The sequence below is a fragment of the Bacillus sp. J33 genome, assembly GCF_000518885.1.
Classification (GTDB): Bacteria; Bacillota; Bacilli; order Bacillales; family Cytobacillaceae; genus Cytobacillus.
In genome coordinates this window covers 1-22,376 of the sequence record NZ_JAEL01000099.1, presented here as the reverse complement: position 1 = coordinate 22,376, position 22,376 = coordinate 1, and the positions used below count along the sequence as shown (strand labels likewise).

Sequence of the window (22,376 nt, the reverse complement as noted above, 5' to 3'; positions counted from 1 at the left end):
ATAATAGGAGAGGCCACTAATGTCAACTTATAATTATTTAGGTTAACATAATTTGGCGGAATTCTTTGCAAGATGAATCATTGTGGAAGAGGATAACTAAAATGAATTGTTCAGATGTGAACGGGCTTATAGTATAAGAATAAGAGGAGGTGGTTTGGATAGTTCCCATGAGCTTTTCCCGAGAAGGAATATTAATACATGGGCACTCTATGAAGGCATCTTTTTTAAAAATTAGCTCTGTTAAATTTGCCTGTTGATTTCCGCTGCAGGCACTCGCTTTCCGCGGGCGGTCCGGGAGCCTCCTCGGTGCATTCGCACCTGCGGGGTCTCCCGCTGACACGCTTCTCCNGCAGGAGTCTCGTACCTTCCGCTCCAATCAACAGGGTGCAATAATCAACAATAAGCTTTAACACAGCCTAAAAATTAAAAAAGCTGCCAGCTATAAGCTGGCAGCTGATTAGAAAAATTAGTTATTTCCATGTGTTTCTTTTCGAATTACATCAAAAAGTCCGGAACCGATAATATCAAGTGCTGATTGCATTCTTTCTGCAGAGATATTATCCTCAATCGTATCTTGTGGGGTGTGGTAAACTTTTTCGATATGATAAACAAGCGGATCCCAGCTGTCTATGCCCATCCAGATAAACAAGGCTCCTGGGATGCCGGCATTATGGAATGGAACATGGTCACTTGACCCGAATCTGCCTGGAAGGATATCTGAATTGCCTAAACGTGCACCAGCTTCACCAGTTGAATCAGTCACAATATTTTGGCTGCCGTCTGGTGTCATGGCATAAAGGTTTGTAGCTTTGTCATAATTTGTAGCGACCATATCAGGAACGAAAACGGCTTCAATCTGGTCTTTCTGTTCCTGTGTTAGTTGGTCCACATAATATCTGGCCCCCAGCAAGCCACGCTCCTCAGATCCGAATGCAATAAATTTAAGTGTTTTGTCTGTGTTGTATCCCTTATAAACTCTTGCCAGCTCAAGCATCAGCCCTACACCGGAAGCATTATCATTTGCACCAGGTGCACCTATCACACTATCATGATGTGCGCCAAGGATTACTTCTTTTGTATCTTCAGACTTTGTTTTAGCTTCCTTTGTTGCAATAACGTTTACTGATTTAAGGTCTGAGTAGTGTTTGGCTGTTAGAGAAACTTCCACTGCACCTTGCTCCATTTGTTCCCTAAGCCATTCTCCATGAATATAAGATGCCCCAAAAACTGGAATATCATAGGTTGCAGTCAGGCTTGGGTTAAAAGTTTGTCCATAGTTGCCGCGGCTTCCAACAAGACTTTGCAGAATTACTCCGGCTGCTCCGGCATCAACCGCATCGGCTACCTGCTGACGGTAGCCGGCAGTTGTAGATGAACGAGCGATAAGGACAATCTTACCTTCTACATTTGTAAAGTCATTATTCTCTACATAAACAACTTCAGCTTTAACAGGTGTATCGCTGATAGATCCATTTGGTGAAGCGCCCATTTCCCATATGGTGCCATCCTCAAATGCTGTGCTGCCTATGTATTGATCAGCTACCGGGAAGTATTGAAACTCAACATCATATCCATAGCCTTTAAGTGTATTGGCAATATACTCTGCTGATTTCTTTTCATTCTCCAATCCCCCAGGCCTTGTTCCAATTTCCTCTGACAAATACCTTAAATGTTCAATTGCCCGCTCTGCGTTTACCCTTGATACAATTTTTTGGTCTTGTGAATAGGAAGATGTCCCGTGATCAGCACTTAAAGGTGCTGCATATCCGACTGAACCAAACGCTAAAGAAGCTGCTAAAATGGATGCTAATACCTTGGCGGATTTTCGATTATTCCTTGCCATAATGACCTCCTGAAAGATTCGTAATTTGTTAGACTTCCTAACAATTACTAGTTTAGAAGAAAATTACATTTTTCAAAAAGAGTATTAATTCCTATGAGGTATACCTATTGTTCCGACAATTAACGGGAAATTTTTATAAATAAGGACATATTCATGCGGTGCGATTCTACCATTTTTATAAACACCATCGTGTTTTTAATTTATTTAAGAGGGTAAAGTGATACTGCTTATCTATTGATAAGATTAAGCAAAATAAAAGCAGGAGGTATTAACATGGCAAACATTCGGGATAACATTCATAGTGAAGAACAGGAACAGTATTTTAAAGATCGTGCTCGAACAGACGAGGCAAGATTCCATGTAGTACCGCATGATGAAGAAGGATGGGCAGTCAAAAAAGAAGGACAAGATAATCCAGAATACACTGCTGAATCCAGGTCCGATGCTGTGGAAGAAGCCAAGCGGATGGCAGAAGAAGCTGGTACTATGGCTATCCTGCATGGTGAAGATGGAAAAATAGATGACCTGGTTAATTATGAAGAAAAATAATCGTTTTGTTAAAGAGCATTACTAGTAAGATAGTAGTGTTCTTTTTTTTGGCATGCTCAGTTGGGAGGCAGCTTGGCTAAAAAAATTGGAGAATGATATTTTTTTGAAAACAAAAAGTGTCCGCTATCAAAATGAAAGCGGACCAAAAAGAGACCTTGGAACGAGTTAATTCGAAAAAGTAAAACAATATATAGTATTAATGGAAGAATATAAAACTATATATTGTTATTTTTGATTCTAGCATAATAATCCTTTTAGAGAAAACTGTTATTTTAATATATTTAAAATATTCTTTCATTTTATGTGATGAAATAAAAAAGCATCACAAAAACGTTCAAAATCGATCATATTATGAATGATTTTGAACGTTTATGATAGAAAATGATTGATTTTTGCAATCGTTTTCAGTATGATGGTATCAAGAAACAGCAATCAGGGGGTGAGGGTTTGTTAACGCCTGAGCGGCATAAGTTAATTCTGCAGATTTTAAAAGAAAAAGGTGTAGTGAAAATTCAGGATCTTGTAGAGATTACTGAGACTTCAGAATCAACAATCAGAAGGGACTTGACTCAGCTTGAGGAAGGAAAGTACCTAAAAAGAATTCATGGAGGGGCAGCAAGGCTTCAGGGAAAGCTTCAAGAACCTAGCATGACTGAAAAATCCTCCAAAAACCTTCAGCAAAAACGCCGAATCGCCCAATATGCGGCAGGCCTTGTTGAAGAAGGTGAATCCATCTACCTTGATGCAGGCTCAACTGTGACGGAAATGATCCCATTTTTGCCTTCTAAGGATATCGTTGTTGTAACGAACGGGCTAATGCATATCAATGTATTGCTCGAACGAAATATAAAAACATTTGTAATCGGCGGCTTTGCCAAGGAACAAACGAAAGCTATCATCGGCAGGGGGGCACTGGCAAGCCTTGAACATTATCGTTTCGATAAATGTTTTATGGGGGTTAACGGAATCCATCCTCAATTCGGATATACTACACCGGACCAGGATGAGGCCATGATTAAGCAAATGGCCATTTCGCTTTCAAGGGAGGCCTTTGTGCTTGCTGATGATACGAAGTTTTCGGAAATCGCTTTTGCCAAAATTGCCGATCTGCATACAGCAGCCATCATTACTAATGAACTGGATCAGGAGCATCAGGAGCCTTATACCAGCAAAACTACAATAAAGGTCGTGACATCATGATACACACATTGACGTTAAATCCGTCAGTGGATTACATCGTAGAACTGGAAGAGATTAAAGTCGGAGGGTTAAACCGCATGCAAAATGACACTAAATTCCCCGGCGGAAAAGGCATTAATGTTTCAATTGTGCTGAACAGAATGGATGTTAAAAGCAAAGCGCTTGGTTTTGTAGGCGGTTTTACTGGAGATTATATCGCTGATTATTTAAATAAAGAAAACATTGATACTGACTTTGTCCAAGTTGAAGAGGATACAAGGATTAATGTAAAGATAAAGACCGGAACAGAAACAGAAATCAATGCCAGAGGTCCAGCTATTTCAGAAGAGAACCTTCAGGACCTTAAAATGAAAATCGGCAGTCTATCTAATGGGGATTCGCTCGTTTTGGCGGGAAGCATTCCCAGCACATTGCCAGAAACTACTTATGAAGAACTAGTCAAAATTTGTTCAGAGAACGGGGCTGCATTTGTTGTCGATGCAGAAGGTGAATTGCTGAAGAAGGTTCTTCCCTACAAGCCATTTTTGATAAAACCTAACCACCATGAATTGGGAGAAATCTTTGATGCTGAGTTTACAGCACCTGAAGAGGTTATTCCATATGGCGAAAAACTTGTGGAGATGGGTGCACAAAATGTGATTGTTTCTCTGGCAGGTAAAGGAGCAGTTTTAATCACAGCTGAGGCCGCTTTTATAGCCAGTGTGCCAAAAGGAGAGGTAAGAAGCTCAGTTGGTGCAGGCGATTCTATGGTGGCGGGCTTCCTGGCAGCTTACGAAAAGTACAATGATATAGAAAAGGCTTTTCAATACAGTGTTGCGTCCGGGAGTGCAACAGCTTTTTCACTTGGGCTTTGCACAAAAGAAAAAGCAGAGGAACTGCTTCCGCAGGTTTCCATTAGAAAGATTAACCTAAAAGGGGAGAAATAGGATGAGAATTACAGAATTGCTTACAAAAGACACAATCCTGCTCTCTATGAGCGGAACGGGGAAATTGGATGCGATTAATGATTTGGTTGGCCAGCTTGATAAAGCAGGCAAGCTGAATAACCGCTCTGCTTTTAAAGACGCTATTTTAAAAAGGGAAGAGCAAAGCACAACAGGAATAGGTGATGGAATTGCCATCCCGCATGCAAAAACGAGTGCTGTAAGGGAGCCTGCAATTGCGTTCGGTAAATCAGAAGCAGGTGTGGATTATGAATCTCTTGACGGGCAGCCTGCACATCTATTCTTTATGATTGCAGCCCCTGAAGGTGCAAATAATACACATCTGGAAGCACTGTCAAGGCTTTCCTCCATTCTAATGAACGAAGAGGCACGGAAAAAGCTGCAAAATGCTGCAGCGGCAGAGGAAGTTATAGCTATCATCGACAGCTATGATGAAGCGAAAGAAGAGGAAGTCCAGAATATGGAAGGAAGCAAACGTTTTATTGTTGCGGTAACAGCTTGCCCAACTGGAATTGCCCATACGTATATGGCTGCAGACTCTCTAAAGGCTAAAGCAGCCGAACTGGGTGTTGATATTAAAGTCGAAACAAATGGCTCCAGCGGTGCTAAAAATGTTTTGACACCAGAAGAAATCGCGAATGCAACAGCAGTAATTGTGGCAGCTGATACGAAGGTAGAAATGGAACGATTCAGCGGCAAGCATGTCTTGGAAACGGCAGTTGCCGATGGAATTCGCAAACCTCAGGAGCTAATCGAAAAAGCGCTTAAGCAGGATGCTCCTGTTTACAAGGGCGGAGACATAAATAATGCAGAAAGCTCTGAAGGAAAGAAAGAGCAAAAAGCCGGCATTTATAAGCACCTGATGAACGGGGTTTCCAATATGCTCCCATTCGTTGTCGGAGGGGGAATCTTAATTGCCATTTCCTTTATGTTTGGATACAAAGCAGCAGATCCCAATGATCCGTCATATCACCCAATTGCCGAAGCATTAATGACGATTGGCGGCGGTAATGCATTTGGGTTAATTGTGCCGATTCTTGCAGCATTTATTGCTATGAGTATTGCTGACCGTCCTGGTTTTGCTGCTGGTGCAGTTGGAGGAATGATGGCAGCTTCCGGCGGTGCTGGTTTCCTTGGGGGGATTATTGCCGGTTTTCTGGCAGGTTATGTAGTAGTTGGTTTGAAGAAGGCTTTTGCAGGATTGCCAGTTTCCCTTGAAGGGATCAAAACCATTTTGCTCTACCCGCTATTTGGAATTGCTTTTACCGGATTGCTGATGCTTTATGTGGTTAATAAGCCGGTTGGAGCTTTAAATACGGCTATTACGGAGTGGCTTTCTGGTCTTGGAACTGGAAATGCCGTGCTTCTCGGAATTGTACTTGGATTGATGATGGCGTTCGATATGGGCGGCCCGGTTAATAAATCAGCATATGTATTTGGTACCGGGTTGCTTGCAAACGGCGTATACGAACCAATGGCAGCGATTATGGCTGCCGGTATGGTTCCGCCTTTGGCAATAGCTCTTGCGACGACATTGTTTAAAAATAAGTTTACAAAGCAGGAACAAGATGCAGGAAAAGCAAATTATATAATGGGATTCTCATTTATAACAGAAGGTGCCATCCCGTTTGCTGCTGCAGATCCGCTTCGTGTCATTCCATCCATCATGGCGGGTTCTGCCATAGCGGGTGCCATTTCAATGATGGCTGGAATTGGATTAAGAGCGCCTCATGGCGGGGTCTTCGTTGTACCGCTTGTTGACGGCCCTTGGGGCATATATCTTGCAGGAATTATCGCCGGGGCACTTGTTTCAGCTATCCTGATCGGATTCCTGAAAAAACCGATAAGTAAATGAATTCACTAAGCCGGTACTTGCTGTACCGGCTTTTCTCTGTAAAAAATTTCTTTTTAAAAGATTGAAAAAACTGAAAAATAATGCTTTAATTAAATAAACTAATCAGTCTACTTTAATTACGGTTAAAAATAAACTAATCAGTCGATTAATAGGGGGGTGCGCAAGAAATGGCTATCATTATTGTTATAAAAAGAATGAATAAACAAAAATAAGGATTGGGTATTCATTTTAGACTATTTTCGTAAAGTTTGTAGCTTTTTGGGCGGCTAAATAGGTCTAAACAACTGAGTTGATTGCAGTAAAGGGCACTTGATCCTCGAAAATGCTACCGCATTTCCTTCGTGCGGTGCCAAGTCAGGGAAGATTATTTAATGTCCTGCTCAGAAGAGAGGGAAGCGGGAGATCCCACAGGCGAAGCCGAAGGCTCTCATCCCTTCGGCGGAAAGCAACCTGTAGGGAAATCAATGAGCAGAATTTATAAGAAAAAACATTGTGAAAAGGGCCAAATTTTATATGAACTTAAGGTTTTTAGATAGACGGGGGAATTTGTTAACACCTGCAAAATCGCCAAAACTCCTGAGACAGGATACGGATTCTCTTTAAAAAGGAGAGTATAATGAAAATAAAAAAGCTTTCACAATGCACTCTGGAAGAGGCATTAGCAGCCTGGAATAAAGGTTTTGAAGGATATATGGTTCCAGTGACAATGACTGTTCAAGCTTTTGTCAATCGAATGGCAAATGAAGATCTCTTGCCTGATAAATCTGTTGTTGGATTTATGCAAGGGGAACCAAGTGGAATCATTATGACCGGAATACGTGAAATAGGCGGAAAGAAAATTGCCTGGAACGGCGGAACAGGAATTGCTCCGGCATACAGGGGGAAAGGGCTTTCTGCAGCAATGATGGAAGAAGTGTTTGACATATATAAAGCAGAAAAAGCACAAGCTGCTGTTCTTGAGGCTATAGAAGAAAATGAACGGGCTATAAAGCTATACAAAAAAATGGGCTATGAAACAGCAGACCAATTGTTATATTTAAATAAACATATAACCCTAAAAGAAAAAAGTTCCTATATAAAAAACCATTTTGAAATAAAAAAGGTATATCCGGAACAACTGCAGTCGTTAAGCTTTTATGATATTGATGCTGCCTGGCAATGCCAATGGCAAAGCATAAAACACGGAGAAGCGGCAGTCTTTGTAAGTCCGGAGGGGAAAGAGGATGGATACATTTTATTTAAAAGGATACTCGATCGTGCTGGGAGTACAAATAGAATCATTATATATCAGCTGAAATTCAGGGAGAATTGTTCTATTAAAGAGACGATGGCAGAAAGCATCCTGGGAACCATGTTCCTGGAAGGGGATGATTCGATCGATTTTACTGCAGTAAATATTTCTGCTGTTAATCCTGCATCACAGGCGCTGGTTAAAATGGGGTTTGAAAAAAAGATAGGCCAGGTTATGATGAAAAAGAATATAAATTCATAATCAATTTGGGACCGTAAGACCAATCTATTTATCGATACCAATTACGATTAAAGTCAAGTTCAAGCACCTGGCCGAATTTATTGGCAAAATCAATAAAATAAGCACCTTTGGCTGTCAGAATGCCTCTATCGAAAACATAAGGCGCATCCACATAGTTTTTTTCAGAGAATACACCGAGGAACTGTCTCCCTTGCTTTGAGATCCCAGTTGTATAGGCTCGGTCAAGCAGGACTCCTGCTTTTGCCAGCAGAAAAGGAGCACTTGATATGGCTCCGATTACAGCATCCCTTTCATATACAGTACGAATAAATTCAAAGAGGGGCTCCTCATCGAGCAAATGCTGAAAATCATCCACACCAGGCAGAACGAGACTTGTCGGCAAACCCGGGTTCAAATCAGAAATTTCCGTTTCAGGCATGCAAATTAGGCCTGCTTCACCTTTGACAGGCTCTTTGTTCAACCCGATAAATACTTTTGGATGGTTGGCCTGCGTCAAAATGGAAAGAACTACAGACAGTTCATATTCACTAAATCTTGGGTATAATAGGATACCAGTCGCCATTAAAAATTCCCCCTATCTTTAAGCATAATTCGCCAAAAACAACCAAACTCCTTTTAAAAAATTTATAATATTCATACAACTTATCTCGCCAAAGAGTTGGAATAAATCTTCCTTCTTTCTGATATGTATTTATGAGTATGTAAGAAAGGGGAGATTATGTGGCTGCTGATTTTGAGAGTGCTGCTAAGTTTGAACATGGTTTTTGGCTTCAAATATTAGGGGATCATGCAAGGTTTATCCATGATTCACTTTCACCAAAAGAAAAAGAGAGTATTGAGCTTGCAAATTATTTTATCCAAACTTTTGATCAGCTTCTTGGAAGAGTAAAGGTAGATGATCTGGCGGTATTGAGCAGAAGGGCGGAGGAAGAAGCAGAAAAGCTGAGAGAGTTTAAACTGACCATCATAGAGCGGCACTTGACTGGAAAGATCTCCATCAACCTTGGCCCTGTTTTTATCAATCATATGGTCAATGAATTGGAAGAATATTTGCTTGTTCTTCAATATCTGAAAAAGGGAGAAGTGCCGCCTGTATTTCATGAGCTGCACCATCACTTAATCTGGCTTCTCGATGCAGCCGGACATGCTGGTGCAATATCCGACAATATGGATCAGGTTGAGAAGAAAATAAAAAAAATCAGTGACGGCTATACAAAAGACTTTGAGGCCTTTTATTTAAAGGCAGTTGAAATGTCAGGTTTTCTTCGTACAAACGTATCATCATTTCCAGCATTGCAGAGGTTTAATAACGATGTCACTCTTGAAGTAAAATTGTTTATGAATTTCTTGAATGAAATTGAAGAGCTGGAATTAAGCAAGGAAGCATTAGGTACATTTGCTGCTTTAATGGCTGACCATATGTTCCGGGAGGAGTGCTACTACCTCACAAAACTTGCTGAGTCCGCTCAAACTGATAAGCCAAAATGTGATCCATCAAAGCCGAGGCTTAAAGAGTAAGTAACAGCTGCCATCCTTGGCAGCTGTTTTTTCATGGTCTTTTTAGGGTAAAGGAGCCCTATAAGGTCTGAATTCATGAAACTGTTAAATGGAGCTATTTACGAAGAGACCAGGTTAAAGGACCATTTAATTGTTTTCCTGAGGCAATCATTGTCTTTAAAAGAATAAAAAGTTTTAATATTGTTGACAGTGTAAAGTGGGAAGGGCTGCCTCAATAAATTTAAAAAGAGCAGCTGGAGGAAAGGAGTATCTGTTAAATAAAGATATGGGGTTTTTAGATGAATATTTAAGACGGAAAGGATCCTCTTAAAAGGGGAACTGACAATAATTGAAAAAATAGGAAAGAAGGCTCAATTTGTACAAAACAGAACACTTGTTCGACTAAATAAACGAGATTGTGTTATACTAGAGAGGCAATGGGAGTTTCTCAAGGGTGGTCGGCTAGCCCCGTTTGAAAGGGGGTGATGCCTTTTGACAGTTTTCGAATCGATCATGATGATGATTTCATTTTCTAGTCTGATCATTGCTGTCATGACTTTTAACCAAAAAAAATAGACCTCCCTTGATCTGACAATTGAGGGAGAGGTCTATGTCCTTTGACAGGCCGATCCCCTAAAGGAACGACTGTTGCAAATGACCGTGGGTGCGGCAACACCTGCGGTCGTTTTTATTTATTCATAATTATATTTAAAGGATATCATACAAGGATAAGAAAGTCACGGAAATAAGCATAAACTCATAACTGTTAATAGTATATGCCCAATTGACGATAAAAATCCGTAAATGATTGGAAGCTTCACGTGCCATACTAAGTTTGTAATCCTGAAAAGGAGGAATATTTAATGACTAAACGCAATATAAAGACCAAATCAGGCTTGCAGAGCACAAAGAAAAGCATTAATGACATGGAGCTTTCCAAAGAATTGAACCCGCAAAATAATAAGGCTGAAAAGACAAGACCTAACTGATGTTGGCATAAAATTATTTACTGGAATGGGGCAGACTAAGACTGTCCCATTTTTTAATGGGCGTGTCTATTTTATTGATAGTGAAATGGAAAGGACGATTAATGTGCCTGCATTTCTTTATGGAGATACCAATATATATTATGTAACAAAAGGTAAGGGTGTTCCAATTATTTTTATTCATCCTCCTGCTATGGGAAGGAAGGTTTTCTACTATCAGGGGCTGCTTGCAGAGCATTTTCAAGTTATTTTTCCTGATCTAAGCGGAAACGGGGATACGACTGGCCCAGAAAAAGCGGTTACAATTCAGGGGTATGCTGAGGAAATTAAAGCAGTTTTAGATCACCTTAATATCGACAAGGCCGTAATTCTGGGATATTCTTCTGGCGGGATCATTGCTCAGGAATTTGCACTTTCTTATCCGGAAAGGACTCTAGGAATTATTTTATCGGGCGGCTTTCCGGAGGTTTTATCTGAGGCGTTCAGATATGAACACATATTGGGAATGTATTTTGTCAAGCATTTTCCGGCCTTTCTCCGCTATGTTATAGCCACTAGCCATACTAACGATAAGGCAGTAAGAAACGAAATACTTGAGCACATGAAAAAAGCCAATATCCATATGTGGTTTCAGTTTTACGACAAATCTCTTCATTATACATGTACTGACAGGCTGAGAACTTTAAATGTCCCATTGCTCCTTATATATGGTTCAAGAGACTTTGTTAATCAGCATATACGAAGCTACAGAAGATATGTGAATTTTCAGGTGGCGATTATCAAGGGAGTTTCCCATCAAGTGCCGACAAAGAAGTGGCAGCTGTTCAATCAGGTTGTAACTGGTTTTGTTCAACAGCAATTTAATTAAAAAAAATCCGTATCGGAAATTTCGATACGGATTATTTTTTAAGCATTATTTTGGTCTGGCTTGATCGCCATAAACGTCGCAAGAGCAGCAAGAATTGTTATTCCGCTTAATATATAAAAAAGCGCCTTATCAGAATGTTTCATTAGGATTGCAATTGCTGGAGGACCTCCAGCAACTCCTATAAACCTCATTGAGCTATACAAAGAGGTAATGGTTCCTCTTTCCTCTTTTTCGATGCTTTCTGTGATTAAAGCGTCCAGGGATGGAAGAGCGACTCCGATTCCGACTCCAGCAAACAGGAACATGCTAATCATGAACCACATATTGTTTGAAAAACTTAGAATGGCTGTTGCGGCAGCAACCAGTACTGATCCCAAGAAGATGATCCATTTCATCAATATTTTATTTTCTTTAATTTTTTTCCCCGTAACATATGATGAAATGCATAGTGCACCAAGCGGGCCAGCAAGTAGAAGCCCTTTATTCACATCTTTAATATCATATGTTTTTTCCAGCACGTCCGATAAATAAAATAGGATTCCAAATAGCACAAACATGAGAATTGCCCCGATAAAAAAGATTGCATAAAGCCATTTTCCATTATTCTTAAAGGTATCTTTGATGTTACCCCAAAACTGTTTCAATGGCAGAGGTTCTTCTCGCTTAATTGGGGTTTTTACAAGAAAAAACACCAGCAAAATGGATATGGTGCAAAAAACAGGAAAAGAGAAAAATGGCAAAAACCATAAAAACCCTGCCAAAAACGCACCAAGTATTGGGGATAAAACTTTTCCAAATGTATTAGATGTTTCAATTAAGCCAAGGGAACTGCTTACATCATCATCATTTTTAAACATGTCCCCTACTAAAGGCATAACAATTGGAGCCGCACCAGCAGCGCCAACACCCTGCAGCGCCCGCCCAGCCAAAATGATCCAGTATGCATCATTCATTTTCCAGGCAGCCCAACCAGAAATAATTCCGCCGATTCCCGCAATAAGAAGACTGGGGATAATCACTTTTTTACGGCCGATATGATCGGATAAAAAACCTGCAATTGGGATTAAAATAATGGCTACAATACTATAAACCGTAATAATCATACTTGATTGGAATGCAGAAATATTTAATCTGTTTTCCATTTCTGGCAAAACTGGAATTAACATGGAATTCCCAAGGGTCATAACGAGAGGAATTGAAGAAAGTGAAAGAATGGCCCATTTTTGGTTATGAACATCATCACCGGACTTCTTTTTAGCTTTTGAATTTACGGATTGTAAATTTTCCACATGCTCCATATTTCTTACCTTCCTTTTCGCTAATCAAACTAATCTTAATATGGGCTTATTGCTGGAAAACTAATAAGAAAAAGCTCTTACTTTTTATGGGAAAATCAAATTCTGGAAATAAATGTTTCGATTTGCTAATTGAAAAGAGTTAAAATAGATGGAAAAGCGAAATTAGGTGAGGAAAAAAATGGAGTTCATCAGAAAGATCATATCGTTAAATGTTGGGAAACCGAAACCGCATGAATGGAAAAACCAACAAACAATTTCTGGGATTTCCAAAGAGAAAGTTGAAAATGCATTATTGACCAAGGAAGGTTTTATAGGGGACGGAGTGGCAAATACAGATTTCCATGGCGGCCCCGAAAGGGCTGTGTGCCTTTATCCCTATGAGCATTATGAGATGTGGGGAAAAGAGTTCAAGAAAGTATTCAGTCCTCCTGCATTTGGTGAAAATATTTGTGTAAGCAATATGCTTGAAAAAGATGTTTTTATTGGTGATATCTTCTCGCTGGGAGATGCAGCTATTCAAATTACACAGGGGAGAATTCCATGTTCAACAATATCAAAATATAATGGTGAAGATCTTCTTCTTAGCAGGATTGTCGAAACAGGATATACAGGTTATTTTTTTAGAGTGCTTAAAGAAGGAAAAGTTGCATCCAATTCTTTAATGAAGCTTGAGGAAAGGAAACAGGAAAAAGTTACGGTTCTTCAGGCAAATTTTACGCTTTTTCATGATCGAAAAAACCGTAAAGCAGTGGAAGATTTGCTTGAGATCCAGGAGCTTGCTGCCGTTTGGAAAGAGAAGCTGAAGAAAGCCCTTTTATAAAAAAATTACAATAAGCCTTGACATTTTTTATTTATCCGAATATTATAATAAGCAATATATCGAAAGGCAATGACAAAGAGTAGTAGCTCCTGTTGAAGCTAAAGAGAGCTGATGGTTGGTGCAAATCAGTGTGGATGCAGAAGTGAATGGACTTTAGAGCCTCCAAACCGAACCTTTTTAAGCAGTAGGCTTTGGCGATCGGTCTCATCGTTACAAGGGACAGATATTCAAACGGATTTCCGTTTTGATATCTGTTAAAGTGAGCTGATTTATCAGCTAATGAAGGTGGCACCACGGGTTTCTCGTCCTTTTTAAGACGGGAAGCCCTTTTTGTTTTCTTAAAACTTTATTACTTTAAATCATTGAGCAAGAGGAGTAGATTGATTCAAACCGTTCCAGAGAGCCGGGGAAGGTGGAAACCGGTACGGAAAATCATTCGAATGGACTTGCGAGAGACTTCTTGAAATTTAGTAGGGAAGCACGGATTTCCACCGTTAAAAGGATAGGGTATCGAAATTTTTCCGTACCCGAAAGAGGGAGCAGCTATGCTCTAAAAAGAGGTGGCACCACGGTCACAAGATACGTCCTCTATACACACAATTTCTGTGTGTGTAGGGGGCTTTTTTTATTTTCCTAAAAGAACTGGAGGAGAAAGAATTTGAAAATAAAGATTGATGAGCCCTATATAATCGAAGAACTTGAGGGGGATACCCTAACTCCCATAGTGATTTATCAAAGAATGAGCGGGCAGAAGAAGTTCCTTTTTGAAAGTTCATTAAAGCATGAGAAGTCAGGCCGGTTTTCTTTTATTGGAGCAGATCCTGTTATGGAGCTAAAGGGTGCAGGAAGCCATACAACTGTAAAGGCAAATGGAAGTGAGGAAGTATTTGCTGAAAAGCCGCTGGATGTTTTAAAAAAGCTTATGCCGGAAGATAAAAGGCTGCAGCTTGAACGATTTCCGTTTTGCGGAGGGGCAGTTGGCTATGCAGGGTATGATGTCATCAGACAATACGAGGATATCGGAGATATTCCAGAGGATGAATTGAATGTTCCGGATGCCCACTTAATGTTTTTTGAAGAAGTAGCTGTATTTGATCATTTGGAGCAAAAGGTTTTCCTTGTAGCGATGCCATTAACAGAACAATCGGATATTTCGAAGCTGCGCGAGAAAGTGGCGAGAAGAAAAGCGGAAATTCAAAGTGGAAATGGTCCTGTTAAATCCAATGAAGCGGCACTCACCTCTTTTAAGGCTTCTATTTCAAAAGAAGAATTTGTTGAAAAGGTGGATATAGCAAAGCGCTACATCGAAGAGGGTGACATTTTTCAAGTAGTGCTGTCACAGCGATTAAAAGCTGAAATAAAAGGCGATCCTTTTTCATTCTATCGCAAATTAAGAGTGCAAAATCCTTCACCATACATGTACTATCTTGATTTTGAGGATTATGCCGTGGCAGGAGCATCTCCCGAAAGCCTCATTAAAACGAATGGGAATAAAGTAATTACAAATCCGATTGCAGGCACAAGGCCGAGAGGAAAAACAGAAGAGGCAGATCTGGAATTTGAAAAAAGCTTGAAAGAAGATGAAAAGGAGCTGGCTGAACACCGCATGCTTCTGGATCTTGGCCGCAATGACCTTGGCCGCGTTTGCGAGTTTGGTTCAGTACACATTGAAAAAAACATGGTGATTGAAAGATATAAGCATGTTATGCACCTGGTATCAGAAGTCGGAGGCAAGCTTAAGAAGCCTTACACTGCAATTGATGCATTAATCGCCTGCTTGCCTGCCGGAACCGTTTCTGGAGCACCGAAGATAAGGGCAATGGAAATCATTAACGAACTCGAAACAGTGAAAAGAGGGATCTATTCTGGTGCAGTCGGCTATTTTTCCGGCAATGGGAATATGGATTTCGCGCTTGCCATTAGAACCATGGTGATAAAAGGAGGAAATGCCTACATTCAGGCTGGGGCAGGAATCGTACACGATTCAGTGCCTGAAAAAGAATATGAGGAAACAATTCATAAACTAAAAGCATTTTTGGAGGATAAACATGATTCTGCTGATTGATAATTATGATTCATTTACTTATAACCTATATCAATATTTAGGGGAGCTTGGAGAAGAGATTAAAGTTGTCCGAAATGATCAAATCTCGATTGAAGAGATTGAAAGCCTCAAACCCGAAGCCATTGTGCTTTCACCTGGACCCGGCCGTCCGGAGCAAGCTGGTGTAATAGTAGAAGTCATTCGGCACTTCCATCAAAAGATGCCCATTCTCGGAATTTGTCTCGGCCATCAGGCAATTGGCTATGCTTTTGGCGCAAAAATTGAGAAAGCCAGAAAAATCATGCATGGGAAGATTTCAAACCTGAAGCATAATGGCTCACAGCTGTTTCAATATATGCCACAGCCGATCAGCATCATGCGATATCATTCTTTAATTATTCAATCCGGCACTTTGCCGGGCAGCTTTAACATTTTGGCCAGATCAATGGATGACAATGAAATCATGGCCATAAAACATGAAAAATACCCGTTATACGGTCTGCAATTCCATCCGGAGTCTGTCGGTACGAACCTTGGAAAAAAGATATTGGAAAATTTTTTACAAACCATTGGGAGGGAAAGGAAACATGAAGACAATACTGCAACGGTTATCTGATAGAGTGTCATTTACAGAAGAGGAAATGAAGGAAGCCATGGACAATTTGCTTGACAGTGATGTAACTGACAGTGAAATTGCCGCGTTTATGGTCAGCCTGAAAACAAAAGGGGAAACAGTCGAAGAGATTGCAGGAATTGTTAGGGCGATGAGGGAAAAATCCCTTGCGTTTAGCAAGAAGATTCCCAATGTTTTGGATAATTGCGGAACAGGCGGAGATGGTTCAAGCAGCTTTAATATCAGCTCCACTTCAGCGTTTGTAATTGCAGGAGCAGGGATTCCGGTTGCCAAGCACGGAAATAGAAGTGTCTCCAGCAAAACGGGAAGTGCAGATGTACTGGAGCACTTGGGCATCCATTTAAATCATTCACCTGAAAGGACAGAAGAGATTCTGGAGGAAATCGGAATTGCATTCCTGTTTGCTCCCCATGTTCATCCAAATATTAAGCAAATCATGAAGGTTCGCAGGGATTTAAGGATCCCCACAACATTTAACTTAATTGGCCCGTTAACAAATCCTGTTGAGCTTGAAAACCAGCTTTTAGGAATATACCGAAGAGATTGCACCATGATGTTTGCAGAAGTACTGAAGACATTAGGCAGAAAAAGAGCTGTTGTACTTAATGGAGCGGGATATATGGATGAAGCCTCCCTTCAGGGGGAAAATCATCTGGCCATTCTTGATAACGGCAAAGTAACTGAAAAAATTCTTCATCCTGAAGAGGTCGGCCTCCCGGTCTACAGCAATGATGCCATCAGAGGAGGAGACTCCAGGGAAAATGCCGAAATCCTCTTAAACGTCCTTAAAGGAGAGAAGGGTGCAAAAAGAGATACTGTACTGTTGAACGCAGGAATCGGGATCTTTGCTGGAGGAAAAGCAGACAACATTCAATCCGGCATTGAGATTGCAAAAGAAAGCATCGATTCTGGAGCGGCTTTGAATAAACTCCAGCAATTAATTAAAGCAAGCAAAAGCGTTCAAAAAGAGGTGATATAAATGGGAACGATTTTAGATAAAATTTTAGCTGAGAAGAGAAATGAAATAAGGGAACTGCAGGAAGAAAAAACAGCTGGGATCTCACCAGTGAATTTTGAAAAACGTTCATTTCTCAAGCGGCTTGAGACTGGAATTGAACTTGCTGTCATCGCGGAATTCAAAAGGGCTTCACCATCAAAGGGGGATATAAATACTTCACAGAAGCCTGAAAACCAGGCGCTGTTTTATAAAAGATTTGGTGCAGATGCGATTTCCGTTTTAACTGATAATGCTTTTTTTAAAGGGCACTTTTCAGATTTAGCCTCAGTCAGAAAAACGGTCGACCTCCCGATCCTCTGTAAGGACTTTATTTTAGATGAAGCACAAATTCTGAAAGCGAAGGCATCGGGTGCAAATCTTATTTTGCTGATTGTTGCTGCCATGGATGCTGGAAGGCTAAAAGAACTTTATGATTTTGCACTTGCGCAGGATCTTGAGGTCCTGATGGAGGTCCATAATGAAGAGGAGCTGGAAACAGCACTGGCAACTGGAGCAAAGTTAATTGGTGTTAACAATCGAAATTTAAAAACCTTTGAAGTGGATCTTGGCGTAACGGAAAGGCTTGCACCAGCCATAAAAAAGTCGGGGAGATTCCTGATCAGCGAAAGCGGCATTAAAACAGAAGAGGATGTAGAGCGGGTTATTGCTGCAGGAGCAAATGGAATCCTTGTTGGGGAAGCGTTTATGACTTCAGATAATTTGGAAGGGCTGCTAAAGGCCATGAAGCTTCCATTGCAAGGAGCTGTAAAGCAATGAAGGTGAAGATTTGCGGAATTAGGGACATTGAAACAGCTCTGGGAGCTATTGAAAGCGGTGCAGATGCAATCGGGTTTGTTTTTGCTGAAAGCAAAAGAAAAATTGATCCGGAGGCAGCTGCAGAGATTATCAAATGCCTTCCCAAGGGTATTTTAAAAGTCGGTGTGTTTGTAAATGAAACAAAAGAAAATATAGAGGAAATTGTAAAGGTCTCAGGAATCAATGTAATCCAGCTGCATGGGGATGAAGCTTCTGAGTTTTGCAAAGGATTTTCAGTTCCTGTTATTAAAGCATTGAGCGTCGGCTCTCCGGAAGATTTATTGAGGCTTCATGATTACTCCTGTGAATATTGCCTGCTTGATAGTCCAAAAGGAAAGTATCGCGGAGGCAATGGCGTCTCTTTTGATTGGAGCATTCTTGATGGAAACATTCTAAAAGATAAGAAGATTATCCTCGCTGGCGGGCTGAATCCGGAAAATGTGGCTGAAGGGATTAAAGCAGCCAATCCATATATGGTTGACGTTAGCAGCGGGGTCGAGACAAATGGACAAAAAGATCCTAAAAAAATACAAAGATTTATCCATGAAGCAAAAAGCGTGGAGAGGGAGGAAGTAAAATGACAGCTACTTATGCATTGCCAGATGAACGGGGACACTTTGGAAATTATGGAGGCCGTTATGTGCCTGAAACTTTAATGCAGGCCATTCTTGAATTGGAGGAGGAATATAAAAAAGCAAGGGAAGATGAGCGCTTCCAGTCAGAGCTTCAGGCTTTGCTCAAGGATTATGTCGGGCGGGAAACACCATTATATTTTGCTGAAAACCTCACAAAATTCGCCGGCGGTGCGAAAATCTATCTTAAGCGGGAGGATTTAAACCATACGGGAGCACACAAAATAAATAACTCATTGGGCCAGGCGCTGTTAGCCCTCAGAATGGGCAAAAAGAAAATTGTGGCTGAGACAGGTGCAGGACAGCATGGAGTGGCAACAGCAACGGCTTGTGCCTTGCTTAACCTTGAATGTATTATATTTATGGGTGAAGAGGATATCCGCAGGCAGCAGCTCAATGTATTCAGAATGGAGCTCTTAGGAGCCAAAGTAGTAGGGGTTAAATCAGGAAGTGCAACATTAAAAGATGCAGTAAATGAAGCGCTCCGCTACTGGGTTACAAACGTTGAGGATACCCATTATATTCTCGGGTCTGTAATGGGTCCGCATCCTTTCCCCATGATCGTCCGCGATTTTCAGAGTGTTATTGGAAATGAAACGAAGCAGCAGTACCTTGAAAAAGAAGGAAGGCTGCCAGAGGCTGTGGTGGCTTGCATCGGCGGAGGAAGCAATTCCATGGGGATGTTTTATCCTTTTATAAAAGATGAAAGTGTCCGCTTAATCGGTGTTGAAGCGGCAGGCATGGGTACGGATACAGACAAACATGCAGCGTCATTGACAAAGGGAACTCCAGGTGTCCTGCATGGAGCCCTAATGTATTTGCTCCAGGATGAGGATGGCCAAATTCAAGAGGCCCATTCGATTTCAGCGGGCCTTGATTATCCAGGAGTCGGTCCGGAGCATAGCTATTTAAAAGATTCCGGAAGGGCGCAATATGAATCCATTACAGATGAGGAAGCGATGGAGGGATTAAAGCAGCTTTGCAAGCTTGAAGGCATTATTCCTGCATTGGAAAGCTCCCACGCAGTAGCATATGCTTTGAAGCTCGCACCGCAAATGAAAGAAGATGAGGGCCTTGTAATCTGTCTGTCTGGCAGAGGAGACAAAGATGTAGAGACTGTAAGAGCTAGACTAGGAGGGGAAGGAAAATGAACCGGATCGAAAAAGTATTTCAAAATCTAAAACAAAATGATGAAAAAGCGTTTGTGCCATATATTATGGCTGGCGATGGCGGGCTGGATACACTTGCTGAAAGAATAACATTCCTGGAAAAAGCCGGTGCTACGGCAATAGAGATTGGAATTCCATTTTCCGATCCGGTAGCAGATGGACCTGTTATCCAGCAGGCGGGGATCAGGGCTTTGGAAGCTGGCACCACTCTCAGGGGTGTTTTGGCAAAAATCGCTGAGATTCGTCCAATTGTCCATATTCCGCTGATATTCATGACATACATGAATCCAGTTATGGCTTTTGGAATCGGAAATTTTATTGCTGAAGCTTCCAAATCCGGTGTTGATGGCTTGATACTGCCTGATCTTCCTGCTGAAGAAGAAGAAATGATAGCTCCAATCGCAGAGAGGGCGGGCATTGAGATTGTTCGGCTTGTAACATTAACAAGTTCAATTGAGCGAATTCGGGAAATCGCAAATAAAGGAAAAGGCTTTTTATATGCAGTAACAGTTAATGGCACTACTGGCGCCAGGAAAGGATTTTCTGAGGAACTTGGAAAACACCTCGAAAAGGTGAGAGAAGTCAGTCCACTGCCGGTGCTTGCCGGGTTTGGAATATCTGAGCCATCTCATGTTGAGGAAATGAACACGCACTGTGATGGAGTTATAGTCGGAAGCAAAATCATCGAACTGTTTGAAAGCGGAGACCTGGCAGGGATTGAAGCATTGATTGCTGCATCAAAAACAGCCGAAATTAAATTATAATATAATAGGAAGAGCTTTCTCCGGAGATGGAGGAAGCTCTTTTTTGTAATTATGAACTAGCCCATTGTTTTATATTTTTATAAGAAATGTTGACTTACATGGTGAATACATTATAATTACAAGTAATCCGAGTAAATTAATAAGGTTTATAGGGATAGGTGATTTAATGTTCATTCAGATAAATGGTGTAAATAAGCAATACAGTGATAAAGAAAACCAGCCTGTAGATGTGCTTAAAGATATAAATCTTACGATTGATAAAGGCCAATTTGTATCGATTCTGGGACCTTCCGGATGCGGAAAATCAACGCTTCTATCGATCGCTGCCGGCCTAACTAAAACAACTTCAGGCGAAGTTCTAATTGATGGAAAAACCATAAGCAAACCTGGAAAAGACAGAGGAATGGTTTTCCAGCAGGCAGCCATATTCCCTTGGTTAACCGTAATGGAAAATGTCACGTTTCCTTTGAAAAAAGAGATGAAGAAGAAGGATGCAGAAGCATCTGCTCTTAAATACCTGCAAATGGTCCAGCTAGGAAAATACTTATCTCATTATCCGCACGAACTTTCTGGGGGAATGCAGCAGCGGGTGGCGATTGCAAGAGCCCTGGCCATGAATCCCGAAACCCTTTTAATGGATGAACCATTTGGGGCTTTAGATGAACAGACACGTTCCCGTTTGCACGTGCAGCTTGAAAATATTTGGATGGAGACGAAGAAAACGATCTTATTCGTGACACATAGCATCTCTGAATCTATTAAACTTTCGGACCGGATTATCGTTATGGGAACCAAACCGGGTACCATTTTGCAGGATATTCCCGTGGATATTCCGCGGCCGCGTGAAGAGTACAAGAAGGAGATGCTGGAGATCGAAGACCATATCATGAGCTATCTAAAGAAGGAAATAGACAAAGTCGTTAGCGAGGAACTTCAATATGCAAACAGCCATTAAACGAATAATCTTTTTTGCAGCCATTATTGCTTTCTGGGAAATCGGTTCCCGCATGGAGCTGTGGCATCCGCTGATTTTCCCTTCTTTATCAAGTGTTTTCAATGCATTAGTTGAAGGTTTTAAGGATAAAACGCTCATCTATGATTTAATTGCGAGCTTTAAGAGATTAGCTGTTGGATTGGCTATCAGTCTTGTTATCGGCACCTTGATTGGAATCCTGCTTGGAAAATCGAAAACAGCTGATGATACGCTCGGTGCTGTTATTCTCGCACTGCAGAGTGTCCCAAGCATTGTATGGCTTCCGATCGCCATCATGTGGTTCGGGCTTAATGAAAAGGCAGTTATCTTTGTAACTATTCTTGGCGGAACCTTTGTGATGGCACTGAACATGCGAACAGGAATTAAAAATGTATCGCCCCTATATATAAAAGCAGCACAAACGATGGGCGCAAATGGAATTGACCTTTTCACAAGGGTCATCTTCCCTGCATCCATTCCCTATGTCGTAACCGGATCGCGCCTTGCCTGGGCATTTGCCTGGCGTGCACTAATGGCCGGTGAGCTATTAAGTACAGGGCCAGGATTGGGATACACATTAAGGTATGCTTCAGACTTCGGAAGAATGGATATTGTTATCGGTGTCATGATCATCATTGGTGCAATTGGCATGATTGTTGACCAACTAATTTTCCAGCGTATTGAAAAATCAGTCATTAAAAAATGGGGACTTGAGTCTTAAAGGTAGTGTCAAAAGATTTATGAAAACTACCTAAAGGGTTAGTTTCTCTCCTATTTACTGGATGGAGATGCGCCGCAATCGCTCTTGACAAACACGCCAATGGTTTGAGGATTGTTTAACAAGGGCGAAGGGAACAAAAGAAGGCATACCAAATAAGCCCTTGGTTGTTTCCATTTTAAACCATTGGCAAGTTCGGTTTGTCAAGAGTTCGCTCCGCCGATTGCTGAATTAGCTTAAGGGCTCAGCTAAACAAAAAGTTAGGCTTGTCTTTGTT

The 22,376-nt window shown here is 41.1% G+C and carries 22 protein-coding genes and 2 other annotated features; of the genes, 19 read left to right on the top strand and 3 right to left on the bottom strand.

The window, feature by feature from the left end; genetic code table 11:
* Positions 1 to 466 precede the first annotated feature (466 nt).
* Positions 467 to 1,843, bottom strand: coding sequence for a M20/M25/M40 family metallo-hydrolase (locus L634_RS0123085; RefSeq protein ID WP_026584495.1), 1,377 nt, complete (start codon positions 1,841 to 1,843; stop codon positions 467 to 469).
* A 273-nt stretch (positions 1,844 to 2,116) separates the two neighbouring features.
* Here L634_RS0123085 and L634_RS0123080 point away from each other — a divergent pair, with 273 nt between their 5' ends.
* The 5 genes from L634_RS0123080 (at position 2,117) to L634_RS0123055 (ending at position 7,883) form a co-directional block, all read left to right on the top strand.
* Complete coding sequence (locus L634_RS0123080) at positions 2,117 to 2,392, top strand: DUF2188 domain-containing protein (RefSeq protein ID WP_026584494.1); 276 nt, start codon at positions 2,117 to 2,119, stop codon at positions 2,390 to 2,392.
* A gap of 447 nt (positions 2,393 to 2,839) precedes the next feature.
* Entirely contained in the window at positions 2,840 to 3,592 is a 753-nt protein-coding gene (locus tag L634_RS0123075) for a DeoR/GlpR family DNA-binding transcription regulator (RefSeq protein WP_026584493.1), read from the top strand.
* Positions 3,589 to 4,518 (top strand): 1-phosphofructokinase, encoded by a 930-nt coding sequence (gene pfkB / locus L634_RS0123070; RefSeq protein ID WP_026584492.1) that lies wholly within the window; start codon positions 3,589 to 3,591, stop codon positions 4,516 to 4,518. Before L634_RS0123075 ends, pfkB begins: the two co-directional genes overlap by 4 nt.
* Position 4,519: 1 nt before the next feature.
* Complete coding sequence (locus tag L634_RS0123065) at positions 4,520 to 6,391, top strand: PTS fructose transporter subunit IIABC (RefSeq protein WP_026584491.1); 1,872 nt, start codon at positions 4,520 to 4,522, stop codon at positions 6,389 to 6,391.
* Positions 6,392 to 7,007: 616 nt separating this feature from the next.
* Positions 7,008 to 7,883 carry a GNAT family N-acetyltransferase gene (locus L634_RS0123055; protein WP_026584490.1) on the top strand — a complete coding sequence of 292 codons (876 nt, stop codon included), beginning with the start codon at positions 7,008 to 7,010 and terminating at the stop codon, positions 7,881 to 7,883.
* 28 nt (positions 7,884 to 7,911) lie between these two features.
* Here L634_RS0123055 and L634_RS0123050 read toward each other — a convergent pair whose 3' ends face one another.
* Complete coding sequence (locus L634_RS0123050) at positions 7,912 to 8,445, bottom strand: DJ-1/PfpI family protein (RefSeq protein ID WP_026584489.1); 534 nt, start codon at positions 8,443 to 8,445, stop codon at positions 7,912 to 7,914.
* Positions 8,446 to 8,603: 158 nt separating this feature from the next.
* Between L634_RS0123050 and L634_RS0123045 the strand changes: the two genes are divergently transcribed.
* From L634_RS0123045 to L634_RS0123030, 4 genes are all read left to right on the top strand, one after another.
* Entirely contained in the window at positions 8,604 to 9,401 is a 798-nt protein-coding gene (locus tag L634_RS0123045) for a DUF2935 domain-containing protein (protein WP_026584488.1), read from the top strand.
* 471 nt (positions 9,402 to 9,872) lie between these two features.
* Positions 9,873 to 9,956, top strand: a complete 84-nt coding sequence (locus L634_RS35000; RefSeq protein WP_442852717.1) for a putative holin-like toxin — start codon at positions 9,873 to 9,875, stop codon at positions 9,954 to 9,956.
* Positions 9,957 to 10,243: 287 nt separating this feature from the next.
* Positions 10,244 to 10,369, top strand: a complete 126-nt coding sequence (locus L634_RS34720) for a hypothetical protein (RefSeq protein WP_269521758.1) — start codon at positions 10,244 to 10,246, stop codon at positions 10,367 to 10,369.
* Between the two features lie 103 nt (positions 10,370 to 10,472).
* A complete protein-coding gene (locus tag L634_RS0123030; protein ID WP_026584487.1) occupies positions 10,473 to 11,234 on the top strand; it encodes an alpha/beta fold hydrolase in 762 nt (253 codons plus the stop codon).
* A gap of 38 nt (positions 11,235 to 11,272) precedes the next feature.
* Here L634_RS0123030 and L634_RS0123025 read toward each other — a convergent pair whose 3' ends face one another.
* On the bottom strand, positions 11,273 to 12,532 hold the full coding sequence (locus L634_RS0123025) for an MFS transporter (RefSeq protein ID WP_026584486.1): 1,260 nt from the start codon (positions 12,530 to 12,532) through the stop codon (positions 11,273 to 11,275).
* 178 nt (positions 12,533 to 12,710) lie between these two features.
* On the opposite strand from L634_RS0123025, the gene L634_RS0123020 reads away from it, so the two are divergent.
* The 10 genes from L634_RS0123020 to L634_RS0122975 all read left to right on the top strand — a co-directional run bounded on the left by L634_RS0123020 (position 12,711) and on the right by L634_RS0122975 (position 22,102).
* Complete coding sequence (locus L634_RS0123020) at positions 12,711 to 13,352, top strand: MOSC domain-containing protein (protein WP_198029813.1); 642 nt, start codon at positions 12,711 to 12,713, stop codon at positions 13,350 to 13,352.
* Positions 13,353 to 13,412: 60 nt separating this feature from the next.
* Positions 13,413 to 13,665 (top strand) — a binding site (T-box leader).
* Positions 13,666 to 13,705: 40 nt separating this feature from the next.
* Positions 13,706 to 13,944, top strand: a binding site (T-box leader).
* A 72-nt stretch (positions 13,945 to 14,016) separates the two neighbouring features.
* Positions 14,017 to 15,417 (top strand): anthranilate synthase component I, encoded by a 1,401-nt coding sequence (gene trpE / locus L634_RS0123015; protein WP_442852716.1) that lies wholly within the window; start codon positions 14,017 to 14,019, stop codon positions 15,415 to 15,417.
* The gene (locus L634_RS0123010; protein WP_026584483.1) at positions 15,401 to 16,012 is read left to right on the top strand and encodes an anthranilate synthase component II; all 612 of its coding nucleotides are present in this window, start codon (positions 15,401 to 15,403) and stop codon (positions 16,010 to 16,012) included. The genes trpE and L634_RS0123010 overlap by 17 nt, the downstream gene beginning before the upstream one ends.
* Entirely contained in the window at positions 15,984 to 17,009 is a 1,026-nt protein-coding gene (gene trpD / locus L634_RS0123005) for an anthranilate phosphoribosyltransferase (protein WP_026584482.1), read from the top strand. The genes L634_RS0123010 and trpD overlap by 29 nt, the downstream gene beginning before the upstream one ends.
* A complete protein-coding gene (trpC, locus tag L634_RS0123000; protein ID WP_026584481.1) occupies positions 17,010 to 17,804 on the top strand; it encodes an indole-3-glycerol phosphate synthase TrpC in 795 nt (264 codons plus the stop codon).
* Positions 17,801 to 18,424, top strand: a complete 624-nt coding sequence (locus tag L634_RS0122995; protein WP_026584480.1) for a phosphoribosylanthranilate isomerase — start codon at positions 17,801 to 17,803, stop codon at positions 18,422 to 18,424. The genes trpC and L634_RS0122995 overlap by 4 nt, the downstream gene beginning before the upstream one ends.
* Positions 18,421 to 19,626, top strand: coding sequence for a tryptophan synthase subunit beta (gene trpB / locus L634_RS0122990; protein ID WP_026584479.1), 1,206 nt, complete (start codon positions 18,421 to 18,423; stop codon positions 19,624 to 19,626). The genes L634_RS0122995 and trpB overlap by 4 nt, the downstream gene beginning before the upstream one ends.
* On the top strand, positions 19,623 to 20,408 hold the full coding sequence (gene trpA, locus L634_RS0122985) for a tryptophan synthase subunit alpha (protein WP_026584478.1): 786 nt from the start codon (positions 19,623 to 19,625) through the stop codon (positions 20,406 to 20,408). Before trpB ends, trpA begins: the two co-directional genes overlap by 4 nt.
* A gap of 166 nt (positions 20,409 to 20,574) precedes the next feature.
* Positions 20,575 to 21,363 carry an ABC transporter ATP-binding protein gene (locus L634_RS0122980; RefSeq protein WP_026584477.1) on the top strand — a complete coding sequence of 263 codons (789 nt, stop codon included), beginning with the start codon at positions 20,575 to 20,577 and terminating at the stop codon, positions 21,361 to 21,363.
* The gene (locus L634_RS0122975; protein ID WP_026584476.1) at positions 21,347 to 22,102 is read left to right on the top strand and encodes an ABC transporter permease; all 756 of its coding nucleotides are present in this window, start codon (positions 21,347 to 21,349) and stop codon (positions 22,100 to 22,102) included. The genes L634_RS0122980 and L634_RS0122975 overlap by 17 nt, the downstream gene beginning before the upstream one ends.
* Positions 22,103 to 22,376 lie beyond the last annotated feature (274 nt).

Excerpts from the sequence above, each read along its gene's own strand:
- L634_RS0123080 (WP_026584494.1), top strand. The coding sequence starts at position 2,117 with ATGGCAAACATTCGGGATAACATTCATAGTGAAGAACAGGAACAGTAT.
- L634_RS0122975 (WP_026584476.1), top strand. The coding sequence starts at position 21,347 with ATGCAAACAGCCATTAAACGAATAATCTTTTTTGCAGCCATTATTGCT.
- pfkB (WP_026584492.1), top strand. The coding sequence starts at position 3,589 with ATGATACACACATTGACGTTAAATCCGTCAGTGGATTACATCGTAGAA.
- L634_RS0123025 (WP_026584486.1), bottom strand. The coding sequence starts at position 12,532 with ATGGAGCATGTGGAAAATTTACAATCCGTAAATTCAAAAGCTAAAAAG.
- L634_RS0122980 (WP_026584477.1), top strand. The coding sequence starts at position 20,575 with ATGTTCATTCAGATAAATGGTGTAAATAAGCAATACAGTGATAAAGAA.
- trpB (WP_026584479.1), top strand. The coding sequence starts at position 18,421 with ATGACAGCTACTTATGCATTGCCAGATGAACGGGGACACTTTGGAAAT.
- L634_RS0123020 (WP_198029813.1), top strand. The coding sequence starts at position 12,711 with ATGGAGTTCATCAGAAAGATCATATCGTTAAATGTTGGGAAACCGAAA.
- trpD (WP_026584482.1), top strand. The coding sequence starts at position 15,984 with ATGAAGACAATACTGCAACGGTTATCTGATAGAGTGTCATTTACAGAA.
- L634_RS0122995 (WP_026584480.1), top strand. The coding sequence starts at position 17,801 with ATGAAGGTGAAGATTTGCGGAATTAGGGACATTGAAACAGCTCTGGGA.
- trpA (WP_026584478.1), top strand. The coding sequence starts at position 19,623 with ATGAACCGGATCGAAAAAGTATTTCAAAATCTAAAACAAAATGATGAA.
- L634_RS34720 (WP_269521758.1), top strand. The coding sequence starts at position 10,244 with ATGACTAAACGCAATATAAAGACCAAATCAGGCTTGCAGAGCACAAAG.
- trpC (WP_026584481.1), top strand. The coding sequence starts at position 17,010 with ATGGGAACGATTTTAGATAAAATTTTAGCTGAGAAGAGAAATGAAATA.
- L634_RS0123010 (WP_026584483.1), top strand. The coding sequence starts at position 15,401 with ATGATTCTGCTGATTGATAATTATGATTCATTTACTTATAACCTATAT.
- L634_RS0123085 (WP_026584495.1), bottom strand. The coding sequence starts at position 1,843 with ATGGCAAGGAATAATCGAAAATCCGCCAAGGTATTAGCATCCATTTTA.
- L634_RS0123050 (WP_026584489.1), bottom strand. The coding sequence starts at position 8,445 with ATGGCGACTGGTATCCTATTATACCCAAGATTTAGTGAATATGAACTG.
- L634_RS0123055 (WP_026584490.1), top strand. The coding sequence starts at position 7,008 with ATGAAAATAAAAAAGCTTTCACAATGCACTCTGGAAGAGGCATTAGCA.
- L634_RS0123065 (WP_026584491.1), top strand. The coding sequence starts at position 4,520 with ATGAGAATTACAGAATTGCTTACAAAAGACACAATCCTGCTCTCTATG.